The sequence below is a fragment of the Hyphomonas adhaerens MHS-3 genome (genome assembly GCF_000685235.1).
Taxonomy (GTDB): Bacteria; Pseudomonadota; Alphaproteobacteria; order Caulobacterales; family Hyphomonadaceae; genus Hyphomonas; species Hyphomonas adhaerens.
In genome coordinates, this window is sequence record NZ_ARYH01000002.1 from 214809 (window position 1) to 235837 (window position 21029).

The window sequence follows — 21029 nt, forward strand, 5'->3', positions numbered from 1 at the left end:
CGCGGGACCCGTGGGGCTCAGCTCAGGCTGACGAAAGCAAATCTCATGCCGAGCTTCTCAGGTCTATCTAAACTCAATTTGACTGACGATTTCTAGATCAATCTCGCGATGTCGAGGTGGGTTGGCTTAAACCTCAAAGACGTATTGTCCTTACTCAACTTGATAAGGCTTAAGCGACTAGGTGTGCTTGTTGCGACAATTCGCAAATCCCAACTCTTGATGTTACGACTGAGAGCGACATCGCCTGGTTCTGCGCCTTCGGGCCAAGTATTCTTCGACGAATTCTTGCGAACGGCTAGGCACCACTGTGACAACGAATCGATGTTCCGAAGCCAGCTCTTATCACTCGATGAGAAGCCACCGATACTCTCTTCTGCCTCCTCGAGAACAACATCTTCACTGTGCGCCATTTGCGCCAACGCCAGAACCATCGCATTTCGTTCCAGCCGGCTATTTAGACTCTCTTGGCTTTCATTGAATTGCTTCCGCAGATCCATGGCAAGGCGACAATCCCAAGCGAGCCAAAGAAGCAATCCCTTGAGACGAGCGACGTCATCACTTGACTGAATTTCTTCGCCTAGGCCTTCCAAGTGCAGTAATGATTGTTCGCCCTCGAACAGACTGAACATGATTTCATTCAAGAGCTTTGAGCGGACCTCTTCAGGGACTGTTGTTTTCCCCTTCTCTACCCAAGTGACACGACCATCACACTTCCGTAGTTCTCTCAGCACAGCCAATACGGCGAGCAACCGGACAAGCACCTGTTCCAGAGGTTGCTCGCCCTTAACAAAGGCTTTGAGCTGCGCCGTCATTCTATAGATGAGTGTTTTCACCTTCGCGTGACATGCGGTCAGTATTTCTTCCTGCTTGCGAGAAACATATGACTCTTCGTCTTGATCATCATCGGCGCCCACTTGCTCCTCTTCACTCCGGCCCATGAGGTCAACGTGTTCTGTAGGCGCACTTCGATTTAGGTTTAGGTGATAGATGAGCGTGTCAAGGAGATAACCGAAATCGCCATTGTGATTGAGACGCTTCTTGGGCCTTCGACCCGTCATCTCCTCAACATCAATCGCTAAACCACCTGGCTCCGTTAATCCGTCTTCTGAAGTGTTTCCTGAAGCGCTTGCCTTCACTGACGCTACCGACTTCGCCTCAGTCGCTTCGGAGAATACAATTTTTTCGATGCAACCGATCAACGCTTCGATATTGGGTGAATCTGATTCCAAGCTTTGGAGGGCTTCCTTGAAGCGGCGCTGGGTCCCGCTCCTAGATTGCTCTTCGACTTCTTTGCAGTGATGCAAGAGTAGCTTCAAAACCAAACGGTCATCGACAACGACGTTCAACGCGCTGGCCGCCAAAAGGTCCGCTTCAGGGAACTCGACAATCACCAATTCGTCTTGGGGTCGGGGCTGTGTCGATTGGCCCAGCGTGATGCCTTCTGGGGAGAAAAGGATAAATTTCGGCTCTAATAATTCTGACAATAAATTTCGGTCGAGCAAAACGCGGAAATCCTCGACGACGGCTACACCACTTCGATGGCTTGGCGGTTCCGCCTCGGTTTGTGTTTCGGCATTTTCTCTGATCGCGAGCCAGTCCTCTTCACACAAGAAAGGCATGCCCGCAATCGACGCAAAGCCGGTGGCTTCTGCTGCCGAATGTGCCTGATCTCCATAATAAGCGAGCATTAGCTCGACATTGCTTCGAAGGTTTGGAGACAGCCATGCGGGCGCACTCGGATTGGCGCTGCCCGATGCAAAGATAGCTTGTCCATCTTCCTGTTGAACAAAGATTCCTTTAGCATGGAGATAGCGAGAGCTTTCTAGGTCGCTTTCCTCGTCAACACCAAGGGCCTTTGCACTCACCAGAGAAATGTCAATCAGGGTCCGGGCGTTGGGCGAAATTTGCACCGTATTGGGATCAACTGCGATCGTAAGTCTCTTGGGTCGCAAGTCGTTTGCAACCTGCCGAACAAAATTTAGCTCGCGATCAAAGAAAGCGCCGGTGAGAGACACACTATCGACATCGCCGCCGATAGAGTTTGCGAATTGACTCCAAAGAGAAGCAGAATTTGGGCGGCCGGCCAAAAGCCTCACACGACCATCTTTACGAGCAGCACTTTGCATCCAGGGTGCAAACTCTCGGACGCGACGAACCATGAGTCGGATTTGGTCCGGCACGTCAGATGTGAAGTGGCTGAGCCAATACTCGATCTCTGCCCACACATCCTGCGCCAACGAAACACCTTCGGCGTCTGCCCTACCATCGATCCGCACTAGGTTTGTCATTTCTCGATTAAATCCAAACCCCGAAAGCGTCATGTTGTGGCTTCCGACGAGCACTAGGCCTTTATCCTTGCCCGTCAGGAAAATGAGCTTTGGGTGAAATGCTCCGCCGACTTTGACTGGCATGAGTGTATAACTTCGGCCCGCAAATTGAGGAGGATGGCTCGCAATTGAATGAGCATACTGATCGGCGTCCATCATCAAGACATTGTGGCGGACGCCAGCATGGATCAGACGCCGAAGAACAACCTCTTCGTAGAATGGCAGATATGCATTGAACGTCGTGATGAGAGACGCCTCATACCCTCCCTTTCGAAGTTCATCCAGCAATGAAACACTATGGAGCATCCCCAAGCTCCATGATCGAGTATCCCCACTTGCTTGGCCGCCATCGATCCGCACCAGACCGCTCCAAAGCGCCAATATCCTTCAAGACTCTGAGAGCCTGATTGAAGCGCGGGCGCGTATGCGCCGCAGACGGAACAGCAATAATCGTCAATCCCTGGTCCGATGGTCGTATGCGGAAAGTGGAGCGAGATTGCCCCCGCAGCTTCCTCAGTGCGACTCGAAGGTGCAACTCAATACCCCATTCCACTAAAAGCCAGCGCAGCACGTCGCGCATAGACATTTGAGCCCACGTCTTGCTGGTGTGATGCTCGAATGTCTTGAGGTTTGCAGGGTAATGAAGAAAATAGCCCCTATCGAAGATCAAATCAGCATAGGGGCTCGGAAGATCTACATCGCGGTGCCCCAGAGCAAGAAATATCCGAAGGCCCGCCGAGACAATTTCGCGCCGACCATCTGCCGATTTTGACGCGCGAGTGAGTTCCGCAACGCGCTCCATCAACGACATTTCGTGCAAAGGAGCCCGCCAATTTTGCAGATCGGGCACCCATGCAGCCGCACTGCCGAGATAGTCGGAATAGCTATTATGAACACCAAGTTCGCTTAAGGCTGCGATCGTCTCAGGTTCCGACAAATACCAGTCCACGACCTGCGCGGCGGAATCCAAACGCAGTCCAGACGCCTCGTAGGCATCTAATACAGCGTAGAATAATCCCTGTACGGCAATGGAGAGGATCTCATTCCGCGCATAGATAGCCCAATTGATTCTATTGCTTTTCAGATTCGGGGGAACCTCCCAAGTCAACCCACTGGGGAGGAATCCGGTATACGCGCAGGCACGGAACGCACTCTCAGAAATCTGTTCGCCTTCATTATCAAGCAGCTCAGTTAGGCCCAGAATTGACTGCAAAGACTGTCGCCGGGGCAATGCGTCCGGGTCAGCAAACAAGCCTTGAGCCGAAAAAAGGTCAACTAAGACGGATTGCTCTTTATCATTCTTGGAAAGTTGGCAGGGGCAAAATGAACTCAATGCTTCAAGTTCAGATGCGGTAACAACATCAGCATCCACGACGGACAGAAACAGATCACGGTTTACGCTATGATCAACGCTTTTTGCAATTTGCTCCCCAATCTGCCGCGTATATTTGATTCCGCGCGATGAGTCGCCGTCGAGGATCGACAGTTCTGCAAAGACCCCGATGTAGTACTGCCCCAGGCCGCCCAGGCGATTAAGGAAGTAACGCTGCTTTGCCCCATCTCTCAAGGAATAGTCCGAGAGCGTGACTTTGCCATCTTTTTCGAGTGAGGACGCGACCGGGGAAAGCGTATTGCTTCCTACGATTGCCGCAGCATGATCCTCAAAATTTTCCCCCGCTGTCGCCGCATGCCGCGTCGCGATCAGCGAAAAAAGACAATCCGCTCGTCGAAATCGCTCGATAAATTCGTCATTGAACTGATTGTGTCCCGCTTGATCCAAAGCCCAAATGAGCCAGGGATAGAATGAATAGTACCGGGCACGGTCTGTGACGTTCGTGATGCCAGGCAGAAGCCGACTATATATGTTGATGCAAGGCGCCTGCACCGCCAAGTGGTCAAGACCGCCGATTTGCGGAGGCGGCTTTACCCAAGCGGCCTCAACGCGCATTTATTCGCCTCCAGAAATCGAGGAAGTGCGGATAGTTGGAGCGCTGTGCGGAGCCTGATTTTCCCCAACGCTCAATGAACTCGTCAACTGTCATACCGCCTCAAAAAATATTACCCATGCCACCTATGCGCGGAACCTTAAACGCATTCTCAAGTCCCGCAATGATCACGATGTCTAAGCTCTGGGATTCAATCCGAACATCGCACACTGGCGATCGCGGGTCGGAACGGGCCTAAACAACGACCTTTCAATTCCGTTACAGAAGAGGTTCTCCATGCACGCTTGAAAAGTCTTTCGGGCGGCCACTAAACTTTTGGGTATTTCAGATTTATTTGTTGACTACATCATCATTTTTTGGTTAATACATGGGTATTCCAGAATTCCATTGCACCCAGGAGTTTTCGTATGCGCGTTTTGAGAGATGAATTTCATGATCGGCTCGATGAATTTGAGGCCGAATACGATTGGCTGGAACACGACAATGGAAAGTCCATACTCGCCCTTATCGGCGAGCTTATTGAACGTATGACGTCGTCTCACAAAGCCAATGTCAGCATGGCCGCCCTAATTGAGATTGTGGCCCATGGAGACGTTCTTGAATGGGACTGGTCTCGCCTGTCAAAGACCCAGATTACCCCGCATTGGCGCGAGGAACTTGAAGAGGCCATGTCCTATTCCGTGCTGAACGGCCCCGATCTATTTGATCGCCTGCACGATCTGAACGCATTTGCATATTTCGGAATGATACCGAATTGGAATCCGGAGTACTGGCCGGATCCAACCGATCCACGCTCGACTGTAGTCCTATCGAGACGGGAGGCTCAGCGAGATCTGGAAAAATGGGTGCAGGATGTCTGCGAGGAAGTAGATGAACTCGAAAAGCTGCTGCCTGCCGCCCAGCTGAAATCGGGCCTATTCGACGCGTGTCTGACAACAAGGACCGCTGCCAAAGCCCGTCTCGCCTACGACAAGGGAGACTCCCTCTCAATCGCAGAGCTCGCGGCCCTCTCACGCGTGTCAATGAAGCGACTACAGAACGCCGTCTACGCCAAGACGGATGAAGCACCGCTTGTCGCAAAAGATGGAAAGATCGCCGCGGAGAACGCACGAGCATGGCTGGAAGCGCGCGACTACAAACCATCCATTTGGCAGGCCATTGAAGATCTGCAGCCTCTGAACTCTGATTGGGGTGAGGATGTTCCTTACGGAAGCGAAACGTCCGAATCCAAGCTGGCTGACTATGTCTTTATCCCTGTTGCCAACGATGGGTCCGAATTTCTACCAGAACTGTGTTGGCGCGACGGGAGAGGCGCCTCCGAAGCCGGGTACACCATCGGGCCGAAGGGCGCCGAACAGAAAGTCGCAGACTATCGAACCGCTCTGGACATCCTGTCAAAAATGGAAACGCCGCGATGGCGCAGACCTAACCCGGAGAGTGGAAACTGGGGAATCGTTACTGGTCAAAGCTGGCGCCGGGTAGCGCTCGCGGGCCTTAATATTCCGAATTCCGATCAATTGACCACTCAAACTCAAGAGGCCAAATGATGTCGACCTCAAATCTCATTGGGTCCTTCCAGACGTCTCGACACGCAGAAAAGAGAAAGGCGCAAAGGTCTATCCCAGAAATGGCCATTGAGCTGCTAGTGAAATTTGGATCAAGCGAACCGAGTTATGATCAAACCGAGCGGCTCTATTTTTCCGACAGGGATTGGAAACGTGTGAAGAGATACTTCGGTGCCTGGATGCCGAATAAATCGGGTCAGCTCCGGGAGCTTTGTCTCGTGCTCGCGCAAGACGGAACCATCATAACGGTTGCGCACGCACATTGAACAAATTGCCAATCCCAAAGACCTCGACGTCAAGCCAGTACATGCCACATCATACCATGCTGAGCATGATCAGAGGCATTTGTGAGCCGTAATGGAATCACACATCGCTAATCAGCCCGAGCCTGCACAAGGTATTCAGTGAAATGCTTGAAATTTAGCTGTGGGACAAAATGAGGGTTGGTTCGTCCAGGAAAAAATAAATAAGCATTAAAAACAAAGAGATAATCGAATATTTTGGCGGAGGAGGAGGGATTCGAACCCCCGGAACCCGTAAAGGCTCAACGGTTTTCAAGACCGCCGCATTCAACCACTCTGCCACTCCTCCGCGGCAACCGGCGTTTTTCACGATCCTGCTCCGACAGGCAAGCCCTGATCTGCGCTCTCTGACCGGCTCTCTTTGCGGCAGGACTGGATATTAGGTCCGGACTGTCCGAAGGTCCTTTGGAAAACGACATAAAATTCGGAGGAGTCAGCCAATGCTCGAGGGCATCAAGGTCATCGAATACGCAACCTACATGGCAGCGCCGGGCGCGGGATCCATCCTCAGCGACTGGGGCGCAGATGTTGTAAAAGTCGAGCCGCCCGGCGGCGACCCGATCCGGATCTTCTTCCGGACCATCGGGACGGACATCCAGGACAACCCCGTGTTCGACTTCGACAATCGCGGCAAAAAGTCGATTGCGATTGATACGTCGAAACCAGAAGGCCAGAAACTGCTCCGGAAGATGGTGGAAGAGGCTGATGTCTTTCTGACGAATGTTCGCCCCGGCGGACTGGAACGCTCTGGCCTCAGTTATGAGGAACTCAGCAAGATCAACCCAAAGCTCGTTTATTGCTCTCTCACCGGTTACGGCCTTGAAGGCCCGGATGCCGATCGGCCGGGGTTTGACGTCGCAAGCTTCTGGAGCCGCACGGGCGTCGGCGCCTTGACCGTTCCAAAAGGTCAGGAACCCTTCCCGCTCCGGACCGCTTTTGGGGACCATACGACGTCCATGGCGACGGCAGCAGGCATTTGCGCTGCACTTGTGGAGGCGACGCGGACCGGCAAGGGACGCTTGGTTGAGTCTTCCCTCTTCCGGGCGGGTCTCTATGCGCTCGGGTCCGACTTCGCGATCCAGCTTTTCTTCAATCGCGTCGCGTCCACAAAGAGTCGACACGAGCAGAATGTGCCCATGACCAATTTCTTCAAGACCAAGGACGGCAGCTGGATCTGCATCGTCCAGCGTCAGGGCGATGTGGATTGGGTGCCGATGTGCAAAGTCATTGGCCGCGAAGACCTGATGGAAGATGCCCGCTTCACCAGTTCCAAAAGCCGTCGGCAGAATGGCGCCGAACTCGTCGATATTATCGACCAGGGTTTTGCCAACTATACAAAGGCTGAGATCTCGGCTCGTCTGGACGAACATTCAATCGCCTGGGCGCCCGTCCAGACACTGGCAGAAGTCGCAGAAGATCCGCAGACAGAGGCTGCCGGCGCGATCGTTCAGGTGCCGAGCAGCAAAGGCGACGGCACGACCTACCCTTCTCCTGCGTCCCCCGTCCGGTTTCCGGGCGCCGATGATGGCCCCAAGGGACCATCACCGAAACTCGGGGAGCATACGCGCGCCGTCCTCGAGAGCCTGGGGCTACCCTCGGGAGACATCGACACATTGTATGCCGATGGCGTGGTGAAATAGCGCTACTCGCCTTTGAATTCAGGCGTGCGCTTTTCGAGGATGGCATTGACGCCTTCCATATGATCGTCCGTTTCGTGCATCAGCGCCTGGGCCGCGGCGGACATTTCCATGATCGTGTCGTAGGACGTCGTGGCGCCCTGACGCATCAATGTCTTGGCGAGCCGCAGGGCCTGCGGCGGTTGCCCCGCAATGCGCTTGGCGAGTGTCATTGCCTCTTCCATCAACTGTTCGGGCGGCACGACCTGGGAAACAAGGCCCCAGTCGCACGCGGTCTGCGCGTCAATGACATCCCCGGTAAACAGAAGCTGCGCCGCGCGCGATGAACCGATCAGGCGTGGCAACAACCAGGCGCCACCATCTCCGGGGATCAGGCCCAGTTTCAGGAAGGTGACGCCCATCTTGGCTTTTTCCGATGCGATGCGGATGTCCGCCATGCAGGCAACATCGCAGCCGAGGCCGATGGCCGGCCCGTTAATGGCAGAGATCAGGGGGACTTCCAGATTGTAGAGCGAGCGGACGATCACATGGATGTTCCGCCGGTAGCCTTCGCGAATATCGTGCGGCTTGCCGCCAAACGCACCGGTCTTATTCTGCATGGCTTTCACGTCGCCACCCGCTGAGAAAGCACGCCCGGCGCCGGTCAGGATCGCGCAACGAATTTCCGGGTCTGCGGTGATTTCAGCGCAAGCCGCTGCGATTGCTTTTCCATCACCATCCTGGCCCAGCGCGTTCATCGCATCCGGCCGGTTGAGTGTCATGATGACGATGGGACCCTGTTTTTCGAGTTTAATGACCGACATCCGGTTTGCCTCCAATTATGCTGTCAGGAGAACTGACAGCCCCTGCCCCGCTTGTCCATGTCCGCCCATGCGGCGTTTTCGATCAGATTCGCCGCCATATGACTGAGGAAGAGCTCTATTAAGTATTACGAATCATCTATCCCCGATTGTGATGCTATTGTCGGGCACGGAAATTCGGTGCCTCCGCTCAAGACGGCGAGGATCGGATGGGAAGGCTGGGTGATCGACAAGTATTCTGGCTCATTGCGGTGTTTGTGGTCTGTATCGTCCTCGTCGTCAGGACCGAGCCACACTTGTTCGGCTGGTTTGGTCCGGACGGATATTGGGCAACGCATTGGGCTCGAGACTATTCGAGTGGTTTTGTGCGGCGCGGACTGCTTGGAACATTGATTCAACTGCCCGGCGGAGACCCCTCCGACTACGCCGTTATTGCAATTTTCAGCTGGGTCATCGCGTTGGCGCTGATGGTCGTCATAGCCGATGCATTGTGGCGCCTGACGCGTCCGCTCGCCCGATGGCAAGCGGCAACGATCCTGGTCATCGCACTTCTTTCGCCAGTCACATCGGGGATGCTGATTGAAACGCTGGGGGATCCGATCCAGCTGATTGTGCTGGTCTACGTGCTTCTTGCCAGGCATCTGCTGGCGGGACGCCGAATTGGTGTCATCACAGCAGTCTTTGCTGCTTTCGGGCTTACCATGTCGCTAATTCATGAAGCGGCGGTTTTCTTTGTCCTGCCAGCCCTATTCATCCAGGCGTTGATGCTTCGAAAAGGCCGAGGCGCCTGGATGGCATTCGCCGCCTGCTTCATCAGCAGCGCAGGAGGCGTCGCGGTCCTGTTACTCACCAATGAAGCAGAACCGGTCACATCCAATCCGGTCCTGCATCTTGGCGATGTCACATACATCTACCCCTTGCAGTTCGACAGCTTCACCAACCTGCTGCGGGACGAACTCATCCGCATGTTTGCCAGCGGCATTGGCGGATATATGGAGACCATCGCACGGCTTGGCGGCGCTGCGGCGCTGCCTGTCTTTCTTGCCCTGCTCCTGATTACGTTCAGACATGGCCTGTCTCGTCCGTGGTCAGGCAGACAGTTGGCAGTCATGGCGGCTTTCATCCTGCCTGCGCTGGCGATCATGCCGCTATTGTTGGTCGCCCATGATTGGGGCCGGTTCTTTGCTTACACCTTTATCATTTCCATGTTGGCCATGGCCGATACAGCGGGTGAAGAAACTGCCGCGCCTGGCCGGACTGTCATGTTGAGCTTTCTCGGCAGCGGGCTTCTGCTTGCCGGGCTGACAACGACCGATCAGTTGACCCTCTACCGGATGGACGGATTGCGGATGCAGCCGCACCTGATGATGGTCAGCTTCGCAATCCTTCTGATGGCTCGGCTGATGGTCATGTTTTCAGAGAGAAGATCAGGTGAGCAACACAACGCTTCGAGCGATATACAAGATACCGGCCTGGTCGACATCATCCCGCCGGGTGACGGAATCTCGTACCGGGCGCAGGCGGGTCGGAGCGGCCGCCAGCGAAACACTGCGCCTTAGACATCCAGTCGGTGGCGACCGGCCCGGCGATCTTGAGCGCGGTGTCCTTCACGTTCCGGGTCTGGGTGACGACCTGGCAGAATTCCGTTGCGCTTCCTTCGATCAAATTGGTGCCGTCACCATCTCCGAACGTCCAGATTTCGCCCGAAGGGGCAGTCAACTTGACCACCGGCATCGGACCCGGTGGATCTTCCTTGCGGACCAAATAGGTCCATCCATACGTATTCACACCCAGGACAGCGATATTGCGGATCCTGTCGGCGTCCTCCCGTTCAGCACCGAGGACATCATAGACTTCCTGCCCGTGCGCCCATGTCTCCATGAGACGCGCAGTGATTGACGACCGGGCGCTCATGGATGGCCCGGCCCATTTGAGGCGGGCTTTGGGATCGGCGGTTGCAAATATTTGCGCCGTCTTTTGTGCTTGCTTCCACCATGTGGCCAGCAGTGCAGCACCAGATGCGCCTTGAACCAGCTCTTGCTCACAGACACGCATGCCTTTTGCACCGACAGCTTCGAGTTCTGCCTCAAGGCGAGCTTCATCCGCGAGCTGCAGTTCTGCCATCCAGTTCCAGAAATGGAGGTGCCGGAGGACATCATTGACGCTCCAGTCCTTGAACAGGGTGACTTTGTCGAAGTCTGAATCAGGCCGATCTGCCAGAAGCGCAAAGAGCGCCCGGCTTTCCTCAAGAAAGTCGTCTGCCTGTTCCATGCTTTCCTCCTATGTCTCTGCCATATTCGGCGAGACCGGCCGGAAATGCCACACTTCCCTGGCGCTAACCTTCGAGCGCTTTGATCATGTCGACGCGGGTTGCGTGCCGGCCGCCTTCGAATTCGGCAGAGAGGAACGCATCGACGATGTCGAGAGCCAATCCTTCGCCGACCACCCGCGCGCCGATCGATAACATGTTGGCATCATTATGCTGGCGGATCATGCGGGCGGAAAACGTGTCGGAACAAACGCCGCAGCGGATACCCTTCACCTTGTTCGCTGCCATCATGATGCCTTGCCCTGTGCCACACACGATGATGCCGAGCTGACAGTCGCCAGAGGCAACGCGTTGAGCGGCGGCTTCGCCATGAATGGGATAATGGGTGCTTTCCGACGTCATTGGGCCAATATCGATAACTTCCCAGCCACGTTCGGTAATATGCGCGGCGATGGTTTTGCGTAGCTCGATGTCAGCATGGTCGCTGGAAACGACGATGCGCTTATGGGTGCTCATCAGAATGTGGTCCCTATTCCCACTCGATTGTTCCTGGGGGTTTTGACGTCACATCATAGACGACGCGGTTCACGCCCTTCACTTCATTGATGATGCGGGTGGCGACCCGGCCGAGGAATTCGTGCTCGAATGGGTAATAGTCCGCAGTCATACCATCTGTCGATGTCACGGCTCGCAGGGCCAGCACGGCCTCGTAGGTGCGTTCATCTCCCATGACACCTACGGTGTTTACGGGCAACAGCACGCTGAAAGCCTGCCAGATTTCGTTGTAGAGGCCCGCCTTTCGGATCTCGTCGATGTAGATTGCGTCGGCCTTGCGGAGTGTATCCGCCTTCTCCCGGGTAATTGCCCCCGGGATCCGGATGGCGAGGCCGGGGCCCGGAAATGGGTGGCGGTCTACAAACGCGTCGGTCAGGCCAAGTTCCCGGCCGAGGGCGCGGACTTCATCCTTGAAAAGCTCCCGGAGCGGCTCGACCAGCTTCATATTCATGCGTTCAGGCAGGCCACCCACATTATGGTGGCTCTTGATCGTCACGGAGGGGCCGCCAAGCGCGGAGACACTTTCGATCACGTCAGGATAAAGCGTGCCCTGGGCCAGGAAATCCGCGCCACCGATCTTCTTTGCTTCATCGTCGAAGACATCGATGAAAAGACCACCAATGATCTTGCGCTTGCGTTCCGGGTCGGTGACGCCCTCCAACTTGCCGAGGAACAGTTCTGACGCGTCCACGTGGACCAGCGGGATGTTGTAGTGCTCACGGAACAGGTTCACGACCTGATCGCTTTCGCCGGCGCGCATAAGACCGTGATCGACATAGACGCAGGTCAGCTGATCGCCGATCGCTTCATGGATCAATACCGCGGCCACGGAGGAATCGACCCCGCCGGACAACCCGCAAATCACGCGCCCGTCGCCGACCTGTTCGCGGATCTTCTGAACCGCCTCAGCCCGGTAGGCTGCCATCGTCCAGTCGCCTTTCAGTCCGGCAACGCCGTGTGTAAAATTGCGGAGCAGCTGACGGCCATGCGTCGTATGGACGACTTCCGGGTGGAACTGGGTGCCATAGAATCGGCGTTCGGGGGCTGCGATGATCGCGTAAGGTGCGCCGGGGGATTTGGCGATCACACCAAAGCCGGAGGCCATGTCAGCGACATGATCGCCGTGGCTCATCCAGACCTGTTCATGGTCGCCTGCGTGGAAAAGGCCTTCGAGGATTGGGTCGTCGACAACCTTCTCGATAAACGCGCGCCCGAATTCACGGCTGGTACCGCTTTCCACTTTACCGCCGAGTTGCTCCATCATGACCTGCTGGCCATAGCAGATGCCCAGCACCGGAACGCCGAGGGAAAAGACCGCGTCGTCGGCCCGCGGGCTATCCTCCCAAGTGACACTCGAAGGGCCGCCGGACAGGATGACGGCCTTTGGATCGTACTCCGCCAGGAAGGCGGCATCGACCTTGTTGAACGGATGGATTTCGCAGTAGACGCCGCTCTCTCGGAGCCGCCGGGCGATCAGCTGAGTCACCTGGCTTCCAAAGTCGACGATAAGGGCGCGTTCGTGTCTCTGGTCAGTCATGGCGCCGCTTAGCCGAGGATGAGAGATTCGTCCATATCAAGTTACTGCAGCAGTGCCGCGAGTACTTGACCCTGCTGGCGGACCGGCATTTCCTGCCATCATGACAGCCAGCCTTCCCCACGAGACCCGCAAGCAAAGCGCGCTGGACCAGGCGCGGGCCGGAAACTTCGCTGAAGCGGTATCCCTCGTTCAGTCCGTTCTGAAAGAAGCGCCGCGCGACGTCGGCGCCCTACTTCTGTTGGGCGACATCCAGCATGCCGCTGGCATGAGCCAGGAAGCCAGCCGGGCCTATGGCGCCCTGCTTCAGATTATCGGATCGAGCGGCTCTCCTATGCCGCAGGGCTTTGAATCGGCTGTGAACCGGGCTCAGGCCCGGCTCAATGAATATGCGAATGCTTATGAAAGCTTCGTCGAAAAGACCGTCCCGAAGCAGGCCCGGTCGAAGCGGTTCGACGAGTCGGTCGACATCCTGCTCGGCAAGCGGCAGATCTATGTCCAACAGCCGACCAAGTATTATTTCCCGGGCCTGCCGCAGATCCAGTTCTACGACACCCAGGATTTCGACTGGGTGCCTGCGCTGGAAGCCAGAACCGCGGATATCCGCCGCGAGCTCCTGAACGTTCTGGCGGACCGGTCTGCCTTCCGACCTTATCTGGAGCGTGACGACAGCCAGACAAATGTAAACACGCATGATCTCGTCGAGAATGACGACTGGGGCGCTTTCTATCTCTGGAAAGACGGACAGCGCATCGAGGAGAATTGCGCCCGCTGTCCGATTACCGCATCCGCCTTCGAGGATGTTCCATTTGACCACCTTCCCGGCAAAGCGCCGATGGTCCTCTTCTCGCTCTTGAAGCCCGGTGCGCATATTCCGCCGCACTCCGGGCTGATCAATACACGCCTGATCTGCCACCTTCCCATCCTTGTCCCCGGCCCCGCCTGGTTGCGGGTGGGAAGCGAAACCCACTACTGGCAGGAAGGCAAACTGGTCATGTTTGATGACAGTATCGAACATGAGGCGATGAACGAAGCGGACCAGACCCGCGTCGTCCTGCTGTTCGATATCTGGCGTCCGGAGCTGAGCCTGCAGGAACGTGACGAAGTCGCCAAACTGTTTGGCGCGATCACCTCCTATTCCGGCTGAACCTAGGCTTTCCGCAGAACCGCAAAGAAGAAGCCATCCGTACCGGCCCGGCGCGGGGTCAGACGGACCGAACCGGACGGACCGCGATAGCCGCGGACCATCGCCGCGCCGTCGTCCGTCAGCAGGCCGGAGGCGATCGCCGCTTCAGCAGCGTCTTCCTCGGTAAAATCGGCATGGCCTGTCAGGAATTCCGTCACGCGGTCTTCGTCTTCTTCCATCAGGAAGCTGCAGGTGGCGTAGACGAGCCGCCCGCCTGGCTTCACGAACGTGCTGGCGTTCGCAAGAATGTCCGTCTGCTCTTGCTGGCGTTTGGCCAATTGCCCCGGCTTTAGGCGCCATTTGGCATCCGGACGGCGGCGCCAAGTGCCGGTGCCCGTGCAGGGCGCGTCAACAAAAACGAGGTCCATCTGGCCGGTCAGATCTTCCAGTTGGGTCTGCTCCGATGGATGGACGAGTTGCACATTGTGGGCGCCCGAACGTTTCAGGCGCGGGATCAAAGCAGAAAGCCGCCGGCCGTCGATGTCGTAAGCGAAGATCTGTCCCTTGCCCTGCATCTGGCAAGCCAAAGCGAGCGTCTTCCCCCCGCCGCCTGCGCAATAGTCCAGCACCTGTTCGCCCGGCTGGGCGTTCCCAGCGGCCGCCGCAATCTGGGAGCCGGCATCCTGCACTTCCACCCAGCCTTTCGAATAGGCCGGAATGCTTTCAAGGCTCGCTTCGCGCTGCGACGGGTCGCGGGCGGGAATATGATAGGCATTGTGGAGCAGCTTCGAAGGTTCCGCCTTGGCGCTCTTCAGCGGAGCGGCCGCCTTTTCCGCATCCACTTTCAGCGTGTTGACGCGCAGATCCACATCCGCGCGGACGGCCATGGCCTGCGCTTCGACGACAGCCTCTTCCCCGAAGACGCGGGCAAGGTGCGGCGCCAGCCATTCCGGATAGTCGCCCTGCGCATGCGGCGGGGCGGTCGGGTCCGGTGCCATGACGAGGCGTTCGCGCTCCTGCAGCGTCAGCTTTTCAGGCGCGTGCTCCTCATCCATCGCTGCGTCGATCTCCCGGATGTTCCAGCCCCAGGCATGGGCCAGTGCACCAAGGATCAGGCCGCGCGGGCTGTCGTCGCCCATGGCGTGGGCGATTGAGTTGCGCTTGCGCAGCGCGTCCAGCACCAGGCCGGAGACCCAGGCGCGATCCTTTGCGCCGGCATAGCGGGCGCGCTTGCCCCAGTCCCGTGCCGCAGATTTCACCGGCTGGTGGCGGTTCAGGACGTCTGTGAGGACGTCGATGGATGCAGATATCTTTCCGCCGTTGCGCATGAAACACCTTTGTACTTCGAGTTTCCGAACGGCTTAGCCGGAGCGGTCGCCCATTGAAACAGATAGACTCCAGAACTCTGAGGCATTTACAGTCACCTCTGGCGGAGGGATGCATGAATGACTGTCTACGTAGTGGCGAAATTGAAGATCAATGACCGTGAGACCTACGCAAAATACAGCGACGGTTTCATGGATATCCTCCCCCGGTATGGCGGAAAACTCCTGTCCGTGGATGACGGCGCCGAGGTGATCGAAGGCGATTGGCCCTACAATCGCACCGTCCTGCTGGAGTTTCCCGACAAGGCAGGCATGCAGACCTGGTACAATTCCCCGGAATACAGGGATCTGGTGAAGCACCGCTACGCATCCTCAACAGCCGAGATTGCCCTTATCAAAGGCTGGCAAGACGTCGAAAACTGAAGGACTTGCACCATGGAATTCGATCTGCCCTCCGGGCTCCGTAATGCCGGTCCCGCGGACTGGCGATTGATTGGCGATATCACCGGGGAAGCGTTCGAGACCGATCCGGTGAACCTCTGGATATTCGGCCACACAACCGCCCTGAAGCCGACATTCGCGCTGCTCGCGCAGGCGATTTACCTGAAATATGGCATCTGCCACCTGGCCGGCGAAGGCGGGGCGACGATGTGGATCGAGTCTCAGAACCGGCAGGAACTTGGCTTGATACCGACTCTCCGTCTCCTGCCAATCCTGATGTTCAAAGGATCTCAGGGATCCATCTTCCGGGCCCTCAAAGCCGGCAAGGTGATGGATCAGAACCACCCGAAAGACCCGCACCTCTACCTCTTCACCATCGGCACCCGGAAAGACGCGCGCGGAACGGGGCTCGGCAAGCTGATGATGGCGCCGATGAAGGCCGCCGCCGACAAGGCGCGCCTGCCCCTTTACCTCGAAAACTCGAACCCGATGAATACCGGCTTCTACCAGAGCCACGGATTTGAACGGATGAAACTGTTCGAAATCGGCCCCGGCGCCCCGCCCATGGAAGCGATGTGGCGTGAACCGCGCGATCCCCAGCACGTGTGACCGGCGCGGGCCTCAGCCCGTCCGGCAAATCGGTGTTGGATAAGGCGTTGGATCAGCTGCTGTCGTTCCACCGGCCGAACGCATCTGCCAGCAGCATGGGCAGGCCCGCCGCGACAGCGCCGAGTTCCGGCTTCAGCCTGTGCGTGGCAATCGGCAGGCAGAGCGGACGCGGCGCCCCTGCCCTCCGCTGGCGCTCCATGATGCGGGCAACGCGCACGGCATAAGGCTCCGGATTGCGAAGGATGCGGGCGAGTGCCTCGAAGCGGCGCATGAGGCTGGCGACCGGCACCGGGCCTGATGCGCCGGGAGAACCTTCAGGAAAGTCCGGGCCATCCAGCGTGTAGACCTGTGTCTGGCCGCTGAGCGCGATGCTGTAAGGGATCTGGGCCTTGGTGAGCACAGGCTCCTCCTCCGGCGCGGCAGTCTTTGCAACACGCGGTTTCGGTGGATCGAGCGTCAGGCTGAGCGCCATCAGCATGATCAGACGGCGGAGGATGACCGCCAGCGTTTTCACGCGCGCCTTCCACCACCGCGCCGCAGACTGCGGAACGGTCTCTGAAGACCGGGTCAATCCGGCATCATATGTGGCCTTTGCCAGGCTGGTACGAACCTGCTGCAGGGCGAAGGAGATGTAATCTGTGCTCATGCGCGGAGACTACCGCGCGAGCGTATCCGGTCGGATTGGGTGGTGGATAGGCCGCCGTGTGGCGCCTACCGGCTCACACCTCGTGAGTCCTGCACCAATTCGACAACCTCATGAAGTTCCTGGAGTGTGTCTCCTGGGTTTGGGGCTGCATCGGCAGGCCAATCCAGGCCGCGGCGAATCCAGGCTGTTTGCATGCCTGCACCCTGCGCACCCAAAATATCGGCGACAGGATTATCTCCGATAAAAAGACAATCTTGAAGAGATACGCCGACACGCGCGCCGGCGCGCGCAAATAGTCTGGCGTCAGGTTTGCGCAATTGCTCTGCTTCGGAAATGAGGCAGGCATCCACCAACTCATCCAATCCGAGGGCATTGATGTGCCGCGTCTGGAAGAGCGTCCAGCCATTGGTGATAATCCCAAGCTGAAGGCCTTCGCTTCGCAATTGCTCCAATGTTTCTCTCATATGAGGAAAGCCACGAGCATGTTCGCAGCATCGCTCGCTATAGTCTGCAAGCAAAAGCTCAGCAATTGAGAGGTCACCCCCGAACGCTTTCAGAATTTTCGGGTAAACCTCAGACTTCGGGACATAGCCCCGTTGATCCAGTTCAAGAAACCGCTCCTGCCATTGTTGGAAGGAGGCGGACCCCAGCCGGGCCGAAAATCTTCCGTATTGGTCTTCCAGGAACGATCGGAGAGATCCCGTTCGATCGAGGAGTGTATCGTCAAGATCGAACAGGACCGCCGCAATCATTCTGCTGCGCCCGTCTCCTGCTGACGGATCGCTTCGAGATTGGCGTCGTGGTCTGCGCGCCTGAGCCGGTAGAAATACAGGAAGCTGGCCCCGCCAATATACAGTGCCATCAGGATCGGGATGTACCAGATCGCCAGCGTATTGATCACATCCTGCGGCACCTGGCCCGGCCTGGCCTTTTCGGGAAAGCCCACCACTGAGAGCAACAGTCCAGCGGCGAAGACACCGATGCCTGAAACACTCTTCTGCATGAAACTGTTGGCGGCATAGAAAAGTCCTTCGGCGCGCCGCCCGGTGCGCAGGCTGCTGTCGTCGACGACGTCGCCGATCATCGCATGGACAAGAATTGCCGAAGACACCCCGCACAGTGAGTACACCGCGCCGATCGCAAACACGGCTGGCAGAAGGCGCGGATCATCGTTCTCAAAGAAAAGACCATTGAGGCGCAGGATGAATGGCAACGCGCCCATCACCACAGCGAGCACGGCCAGCACGAAGGCTGCATTGCGCTTGCCCATCAGCCGGGACGCCCATGGTGCAACCGCCAGGGCGAGGCTCGCAGCGACGAGGTATTCAAGCGTCAGGATGGCCAGCTGGATGTTGCTGAACCCCCAGAAGAATGTGCCGAAATACAGCGCCAATGCGGATGTCAGGCCGATCGCCGAGTATTTCAGAATGCCGAAGCTGAGGATGGCGAGGAAGTTCCGGTTGGAAAAGGTCCGCGCCATCATTGCGAGGGTCTGGAACGCGCTTTTCCGCTCGTCGCGGTTCGGCTGCAGCCGGAGATATTTGATCCGGTGATGCGTGCCCACGGTCGATGCCACGACCGAAAAGAACATCAGGCCGCCGCCGAACAGGCCGAAGGCGAGATAGGCATCGGGGTTCAGCTGACCGACCGGATAGGCCTCCGTCGGACGCATGAAGTAGAACAAGGTAATGAATGAAAGGCCGATGCCGCCAAGATAGCCGAAGAAGTAGCGATAGCTGGCGATTGCCGTGCGGTCGTCATAGCCGGGGGCGAGTTCGGGCGCGAGCGCGGAACTCGGAATTTCGTAAAGCGTGATGAAGGTGCGTACCGCTGTCGCCAGCACGACGAGATAGACGAAGAGCGCGGCGCCCTCCAGGCCGGGCGGCGGGAACCAGAGCAGGACGAAGGAAAGTGAGGCCGGGATTGCGGACGCATACATCAACGGGTGCCGCCGCCCCCAGCGCGTGCGGAGCTGGTCGGAAATCTGGCCGATGATCGGGTCGGAAATGGCGTCGAAGATCAGGGCGACCATGATGGCCGCCGAGACAAGCGCCGGCGGCGCGCCGATGATGTAATTGTAATACCAGAGCAAGTACGTTCTGAATGCGATGTCCTTGACGCCATAGGCGATGGACCCGAACCCGTAAAAGAAACGCGCGAAAAATCCGAGTTTTGGCGGGACGGCCGGGCTGGCCACCGTCATTGTTCACCTGCCCGGGAGTGCGCCAACGTCATACCAGTTTTCCGGCGGAGCAAAATAGCTTCCATCGAACTTCCGTCCCCTTACTGTCTTTTTGGACAGACTATGGGGAATCCGGCCTTGTGGTCCAGCATTTCCGGTGCGCGGCTGCGATCCTGCGTTGCAGCGATATCTGGCCGCAAAGCCGTTCAGGATCAGACTGGCCGTGTCGGCTCAGATTCAATGGTCGGCAGAACCGGCAAACTTATGCCGTTCACCCCCTACCCCCGCGAGAGCGAGTAGTTCGGGCTTTCGCGGGTCATCTGTACGTCATGGACGTGGCTCTCCTGGAGGCCGGCGCCGGTGATCTGGACGAACTCGGCTTTCTTGTGCAGCTCGTCGATGTCCTTGGCGCCGACATAGCCCATCGCCGCGCGCAGACCGCCTACCATCTGGTGAATGATTGGCACGAGCGATCCTTTGTACGGCACCTGGCCTTCGATCCCTTCCGGCACCAGCTTGTCGGCGGCGGCGTCTTTCTGGAAGTAGCGGTCGGCTGATCCGCGGGCCATGGCGCCGAGGCTGCCCATGCCGCGATAGGCCTTGTAGGAGCGGCCCTGATAGAGGAACACCTCGCCGGGCGCCTCTTCTGTGCCCGCGAACATGGAGCCCATCATGGCGGTCGCCGCGCCGGCCGCGAGGGCCTTTGCAAAGTCGCCTGAGAACTTGATACCGCCATCCGCGATAACCGGTATACCGGATGCTTGGGCGGCATTGGCGCAGGCCTCAATGGCGGTCAGCTGGGGCACGCCGACACCTGCGACGATGCGCGTGGTGCAAATGGACCCCGGGCCGATCCCGACTTTCACGGCATCCGCGCCCGCATCGATCAGCGCCTTGGTGGCTTCGCTCGTGGCGACGTTGCCTGCGATGATCTGAACGGCATTGGAAATCTTCTTGGCGCGGGTCACGGCCTCGGCAACCGACTTGGAGTGGCCGTGGGCGGTGTCGATGATCACGGCATCAGCCCCGGCCTCGATCAGCGCGGCGGTCCGCTCAAAGCCTGCATCGCCAACCGTGGACGCGGCGGCGACACGCAGGCGCCCGGCACTGTCCTTTGCGGCGTTCGGGTTCACGGCGGCCTTGTCCATGTCCTTCACGGTCAGGAGGCCAAGGCACTTGCTGTCCTTGTCGACGATGACGAGGCGTTCGATCCGGTGCTTGTGCAGCAGGCGGCGCGCCTCTTCGGGAGAGGTCTCCATCTCCACCGTGACGACGTCGCGCGTCATCAGGTTGGCGACCTTCTCGTTCAGGTCCTCGGCGAAGCGCGTGTCGCGATTGGTGATGATGCCGACGACCTTGCCGTTCTCTTCCACGACCGGAATGCCGGAAAAGCCGGTGCGCTTCTTCACTTCGTTCAGGTCGCCCAGCGTCGCCGTCGGGGCGATGGTGATCGGGTTCATCACCACGCCGCTTTCGTACTTCTTGACCATGGCCACTTCACCGGCCTGCTCCTCGACGGAGAGGTTGCGGTGAATGACCCCGATACCGCCGGACTGTGCCATGGCAATGGCGAGGCGGGCCTCGGTGACGGTATCCATCGCCGCCGAGATCAGCGGAATGTTGAGCGGAATGGTTTTTGTCAGGAAGGTTGAGACGTTGACGTCAGCGGGAAGGACCTCGCTCGCGCCGGGCTGGAGAAGCACGTCGTCAAAGGTGATCGCTTGTCGGATTTTCATGTGGGGAGCTCCCTTTTCGGCCCCATAAG

General features: G+C 57.7%; 17 protein-coding genes and 1 tRNA gene. 6 read left to right on the forward strand and 12 right to left on the reverse strand.

Features of this window, described 5'->3' with window-relative positions:
• Positions 1–92 precede the first annotated feature (92 nt).
• Positions 93–2633: a phospholipase D-like domain-containing protein gene (locus HAD_RS13135; protein WP_156942281.1), complete on the reverse strand. Its 2541-nt coding sequence runs from the start codon at positions 2631–2633 to the stop codon at positions 93–95.
• Positions 2623–4275, reverse strand: coding sequence for a hypothetical protein (locus tag HAD_RS13140; RefSeq protein ID WP_035572464.1), 1653 nt, complete (start codon positions 4273–4275; stop codon positions 2623–2625). Before HAD_RS13140 ends, HAD_RS13135 begins: the two co-directional genes overlap by 11 nt.
• A 405-nt stretch (positions 4276–4680) precedes the next feature.
• On the opposite strand from HAD_RS13140, the gene HAD_RS18735 reads away from it, so the two are divergent.
• Positions 4681–5820, forward strand: coding sequence for a hypothetical protein (locus HAD_RS18735; protein ID WP_051596295.1), 1140 nt, complete (start codon positions 4681–4683; stop codon positions 5818–5820).
• Between the two features lie 519 nt (positions 5821–6339).
• On the opposite strand, the gene HAD_RS13155 is transcribed toward HAD_RS18735, so the two are convergent.
• Positions 6340–6429 (reverse strand) — tRNA-Ser (locus tag HAD_RS13155).
• A 151-nt stretch (positions 6430–6580) separates the two neighbouring features.
• Here HAD_RS13155 and HAD_RS13160 point away from each other — a divergent pair.
• Positions 6581–7780, forward strand: a complete 1200-nt coding sequence (locus tag HAD_RS13160; protein WP_035572466.1) for a CaiB/BaiF CoA transferase family protein — start codon at positions 6581–6583, stop codon at positions 7778–7780.
• A gap of 2 nt (positions 7781–7782) precedes the next feature.
• Here HAD_RS13160 and HAD_RS13165 read toward each other — a convergent pair whose 3' ends face one another.
• A complete protein-coding gene (locus HAD_RS13165) occupies positions 7783–8580 on the reverse strand; it encodes a crotonase/enoyl-CoA hydratase family protein (RefSeq protein WP_035572467.1) in 798 nt (265 codons plus the stop codon).
• 293 nt (positions 8581–8873) lie between these two features.
• On the opposite strand from HAD_RS13165, the gene HAD_RS13170 reads away from it, so the two are divergent.
• The gene (locus tag HAD_RS13170; protein ID WP_035572469.1) at positions 8874–10136 is read left to right on the forward strand and encodes a hypothetical protein; all 1263 of its coding nucleotides are present in this window, start codon (positions 8874–8876) and stop codon (positions 10134–10136) included.
• Here the strand turns inward: HAD_RS13170 and HAD_RS13175 are convergent.
• The 3 genes from HAD_RS13175 to guaA form a co-directional block, all read right to left on the reverse strand.
• Positions 10060–10848 (reverse strand): TIGR03084 family metal-binding protein, encoded by a 789-nt coding sequence (locus tag HAD_RS13175; protein ID WP_035572470.1) that lies wholly within the window; start codon positions 10846–10848, stop codon positions 10060–10062. The genes HAD_RS13170 and HAD_RS13175 overlap by 77 nt on opposite strands.
• Positions 10849–10912: 64 nt before the next feature.
• A complete protein-coding gene (gene rpiB, locus HAD_RS13180) occupies positions 10913–11362 on the reverse strand; it encodes a ribose 5-phosphate isomerase B (RefSeq protein ID WP_035572471.1) in 450 nt (149 codons plus the stop codon).
• Positions 11363–11375: 13 nt separating this feature from the next.
• The gene (guaA, locus tag HAD_RS13185; RefSeq protein ID WP_035572472.1) at positions 11376–12938 is read right to left on the reverse strand and encodes a glutamine-hydrolyzing GMP synthase; all 1563 of its coding nucleotides are present in this window, start codon (positions 12936–12938) and stop codon (positions 11376–11378) included.
• 100 nt (positions 12939–13038) lie between these two features.
• Here guaA and HAD_RS13190 point away from each other — a divergent pair, with 100 nt between their 5' ends.
• The gene (locus HAD_RS13190) at positions 13039–14082 is read left to right on the forward strand and encodes an aspartyl/asparaginyl beta-hydroxylase domain-containing protein (protein WP_051596296.1); all 1044 of its coding nucleotides are present in this window, start codon (positions 13039–13041) and stop codon (positions 14080–14082) included.
• 2 nt (positions 14083–14084) lie between these two features.
• On the opposite strand, the gene HAD_RS13195 is transcribed toward HAD_RS13190, so the two are convergent.
• Entirely contained in the window at positions 14085–15389 is a 1305-nt protein-coding gene (locus tag HAD_RS13195; protein ID WP_035572473.1) for an RsmB/NOP family class I SAM-dependent RNA methyltransferase, read from the reverse strand.
• Between the two features lie 117 nt (positions 15390–15506).
• Between HAD_RS13195 and HAD_RS13200 the strand changes: the two genes are divergently transcribed.
• Together HAD_RS13200 and HAD_RS18115 are read left to right on the forward strand one after the other, a co-directional pair.
• Entirely contained in the window at positions 15507–15809 is a 303-nt protein-coding gene (locus HAD_RS13200; protein ID WP_035572474.1) for a DUF1330 domain-containing protein, read from the forward strand.
• A gap of 12 nt (positions 15810–15821) precedes the next feature.
• Positions 15822–16436 (forward strand): GNAT family N-acetyltransferase, encoded by a 615-nt coding sequence (locus HAD_RS18115; RefSeq protein WP_051596297.1) that lies wholly within the window; start codon positions 15822–15824, stop codon positions 16434–16436.
• 52 nt (positions 16437–16488) lie between these two features.
• On the opposite strand, the gene HAD_RS13210 is transcribed toward HAD_RS18115, so the two are convergent.
• The 4 genes from HAD_RS13210 to guaB form a co-directional block, all read right to left on the reverse strand.
• Entirely contained in the window at positions 16489–17082 is a 594-nt protein-coding gene (locus tag HAD_RS13210) for a hypothetical protein (protein ID WP_035572475.1), read from the reverse strand.
• Positions 17083–17147: 65 nt separating this feature from the next.
• Entirely contained in the window at positions 17148–17834 is a 687-nt protein-coding gene (locus HAD_RS13215) for an HAD family hydrolase (RefSeq protein ID WP_035572477.1), read from the reverse strand.
• Positions 17831–19285 (reverse strand): MFS transporter, encoded by a 1455-nt coding sequence (locus HAD_RS13220; protein ID WP_035572478.1) that lies wholly within the window; start codon positions 19283–19285, stop codon positions 17831–17833. The genes HAD_RS13215 and HAD_RS13220 overlap by 4 nt, the downstream gene beginning before the upstream one ends.
• 257 nt (positions 19286–19542) lie before the next feature.
• The gene (guaB, locus tag HAD_RS13225; RefSeq protein WP_035572480.1) at positions 19543–21000 is read right to left on the reverse strand and encodes an IMP dehydrogenase; all 1458 of its coding nucleotides are present in this window, start codon (positions 20998–21000) and stop codon (positions 19543–19545) included.
• Between the last annotated feature and the right edge of the window lie 29 nt (positions 21001–21029).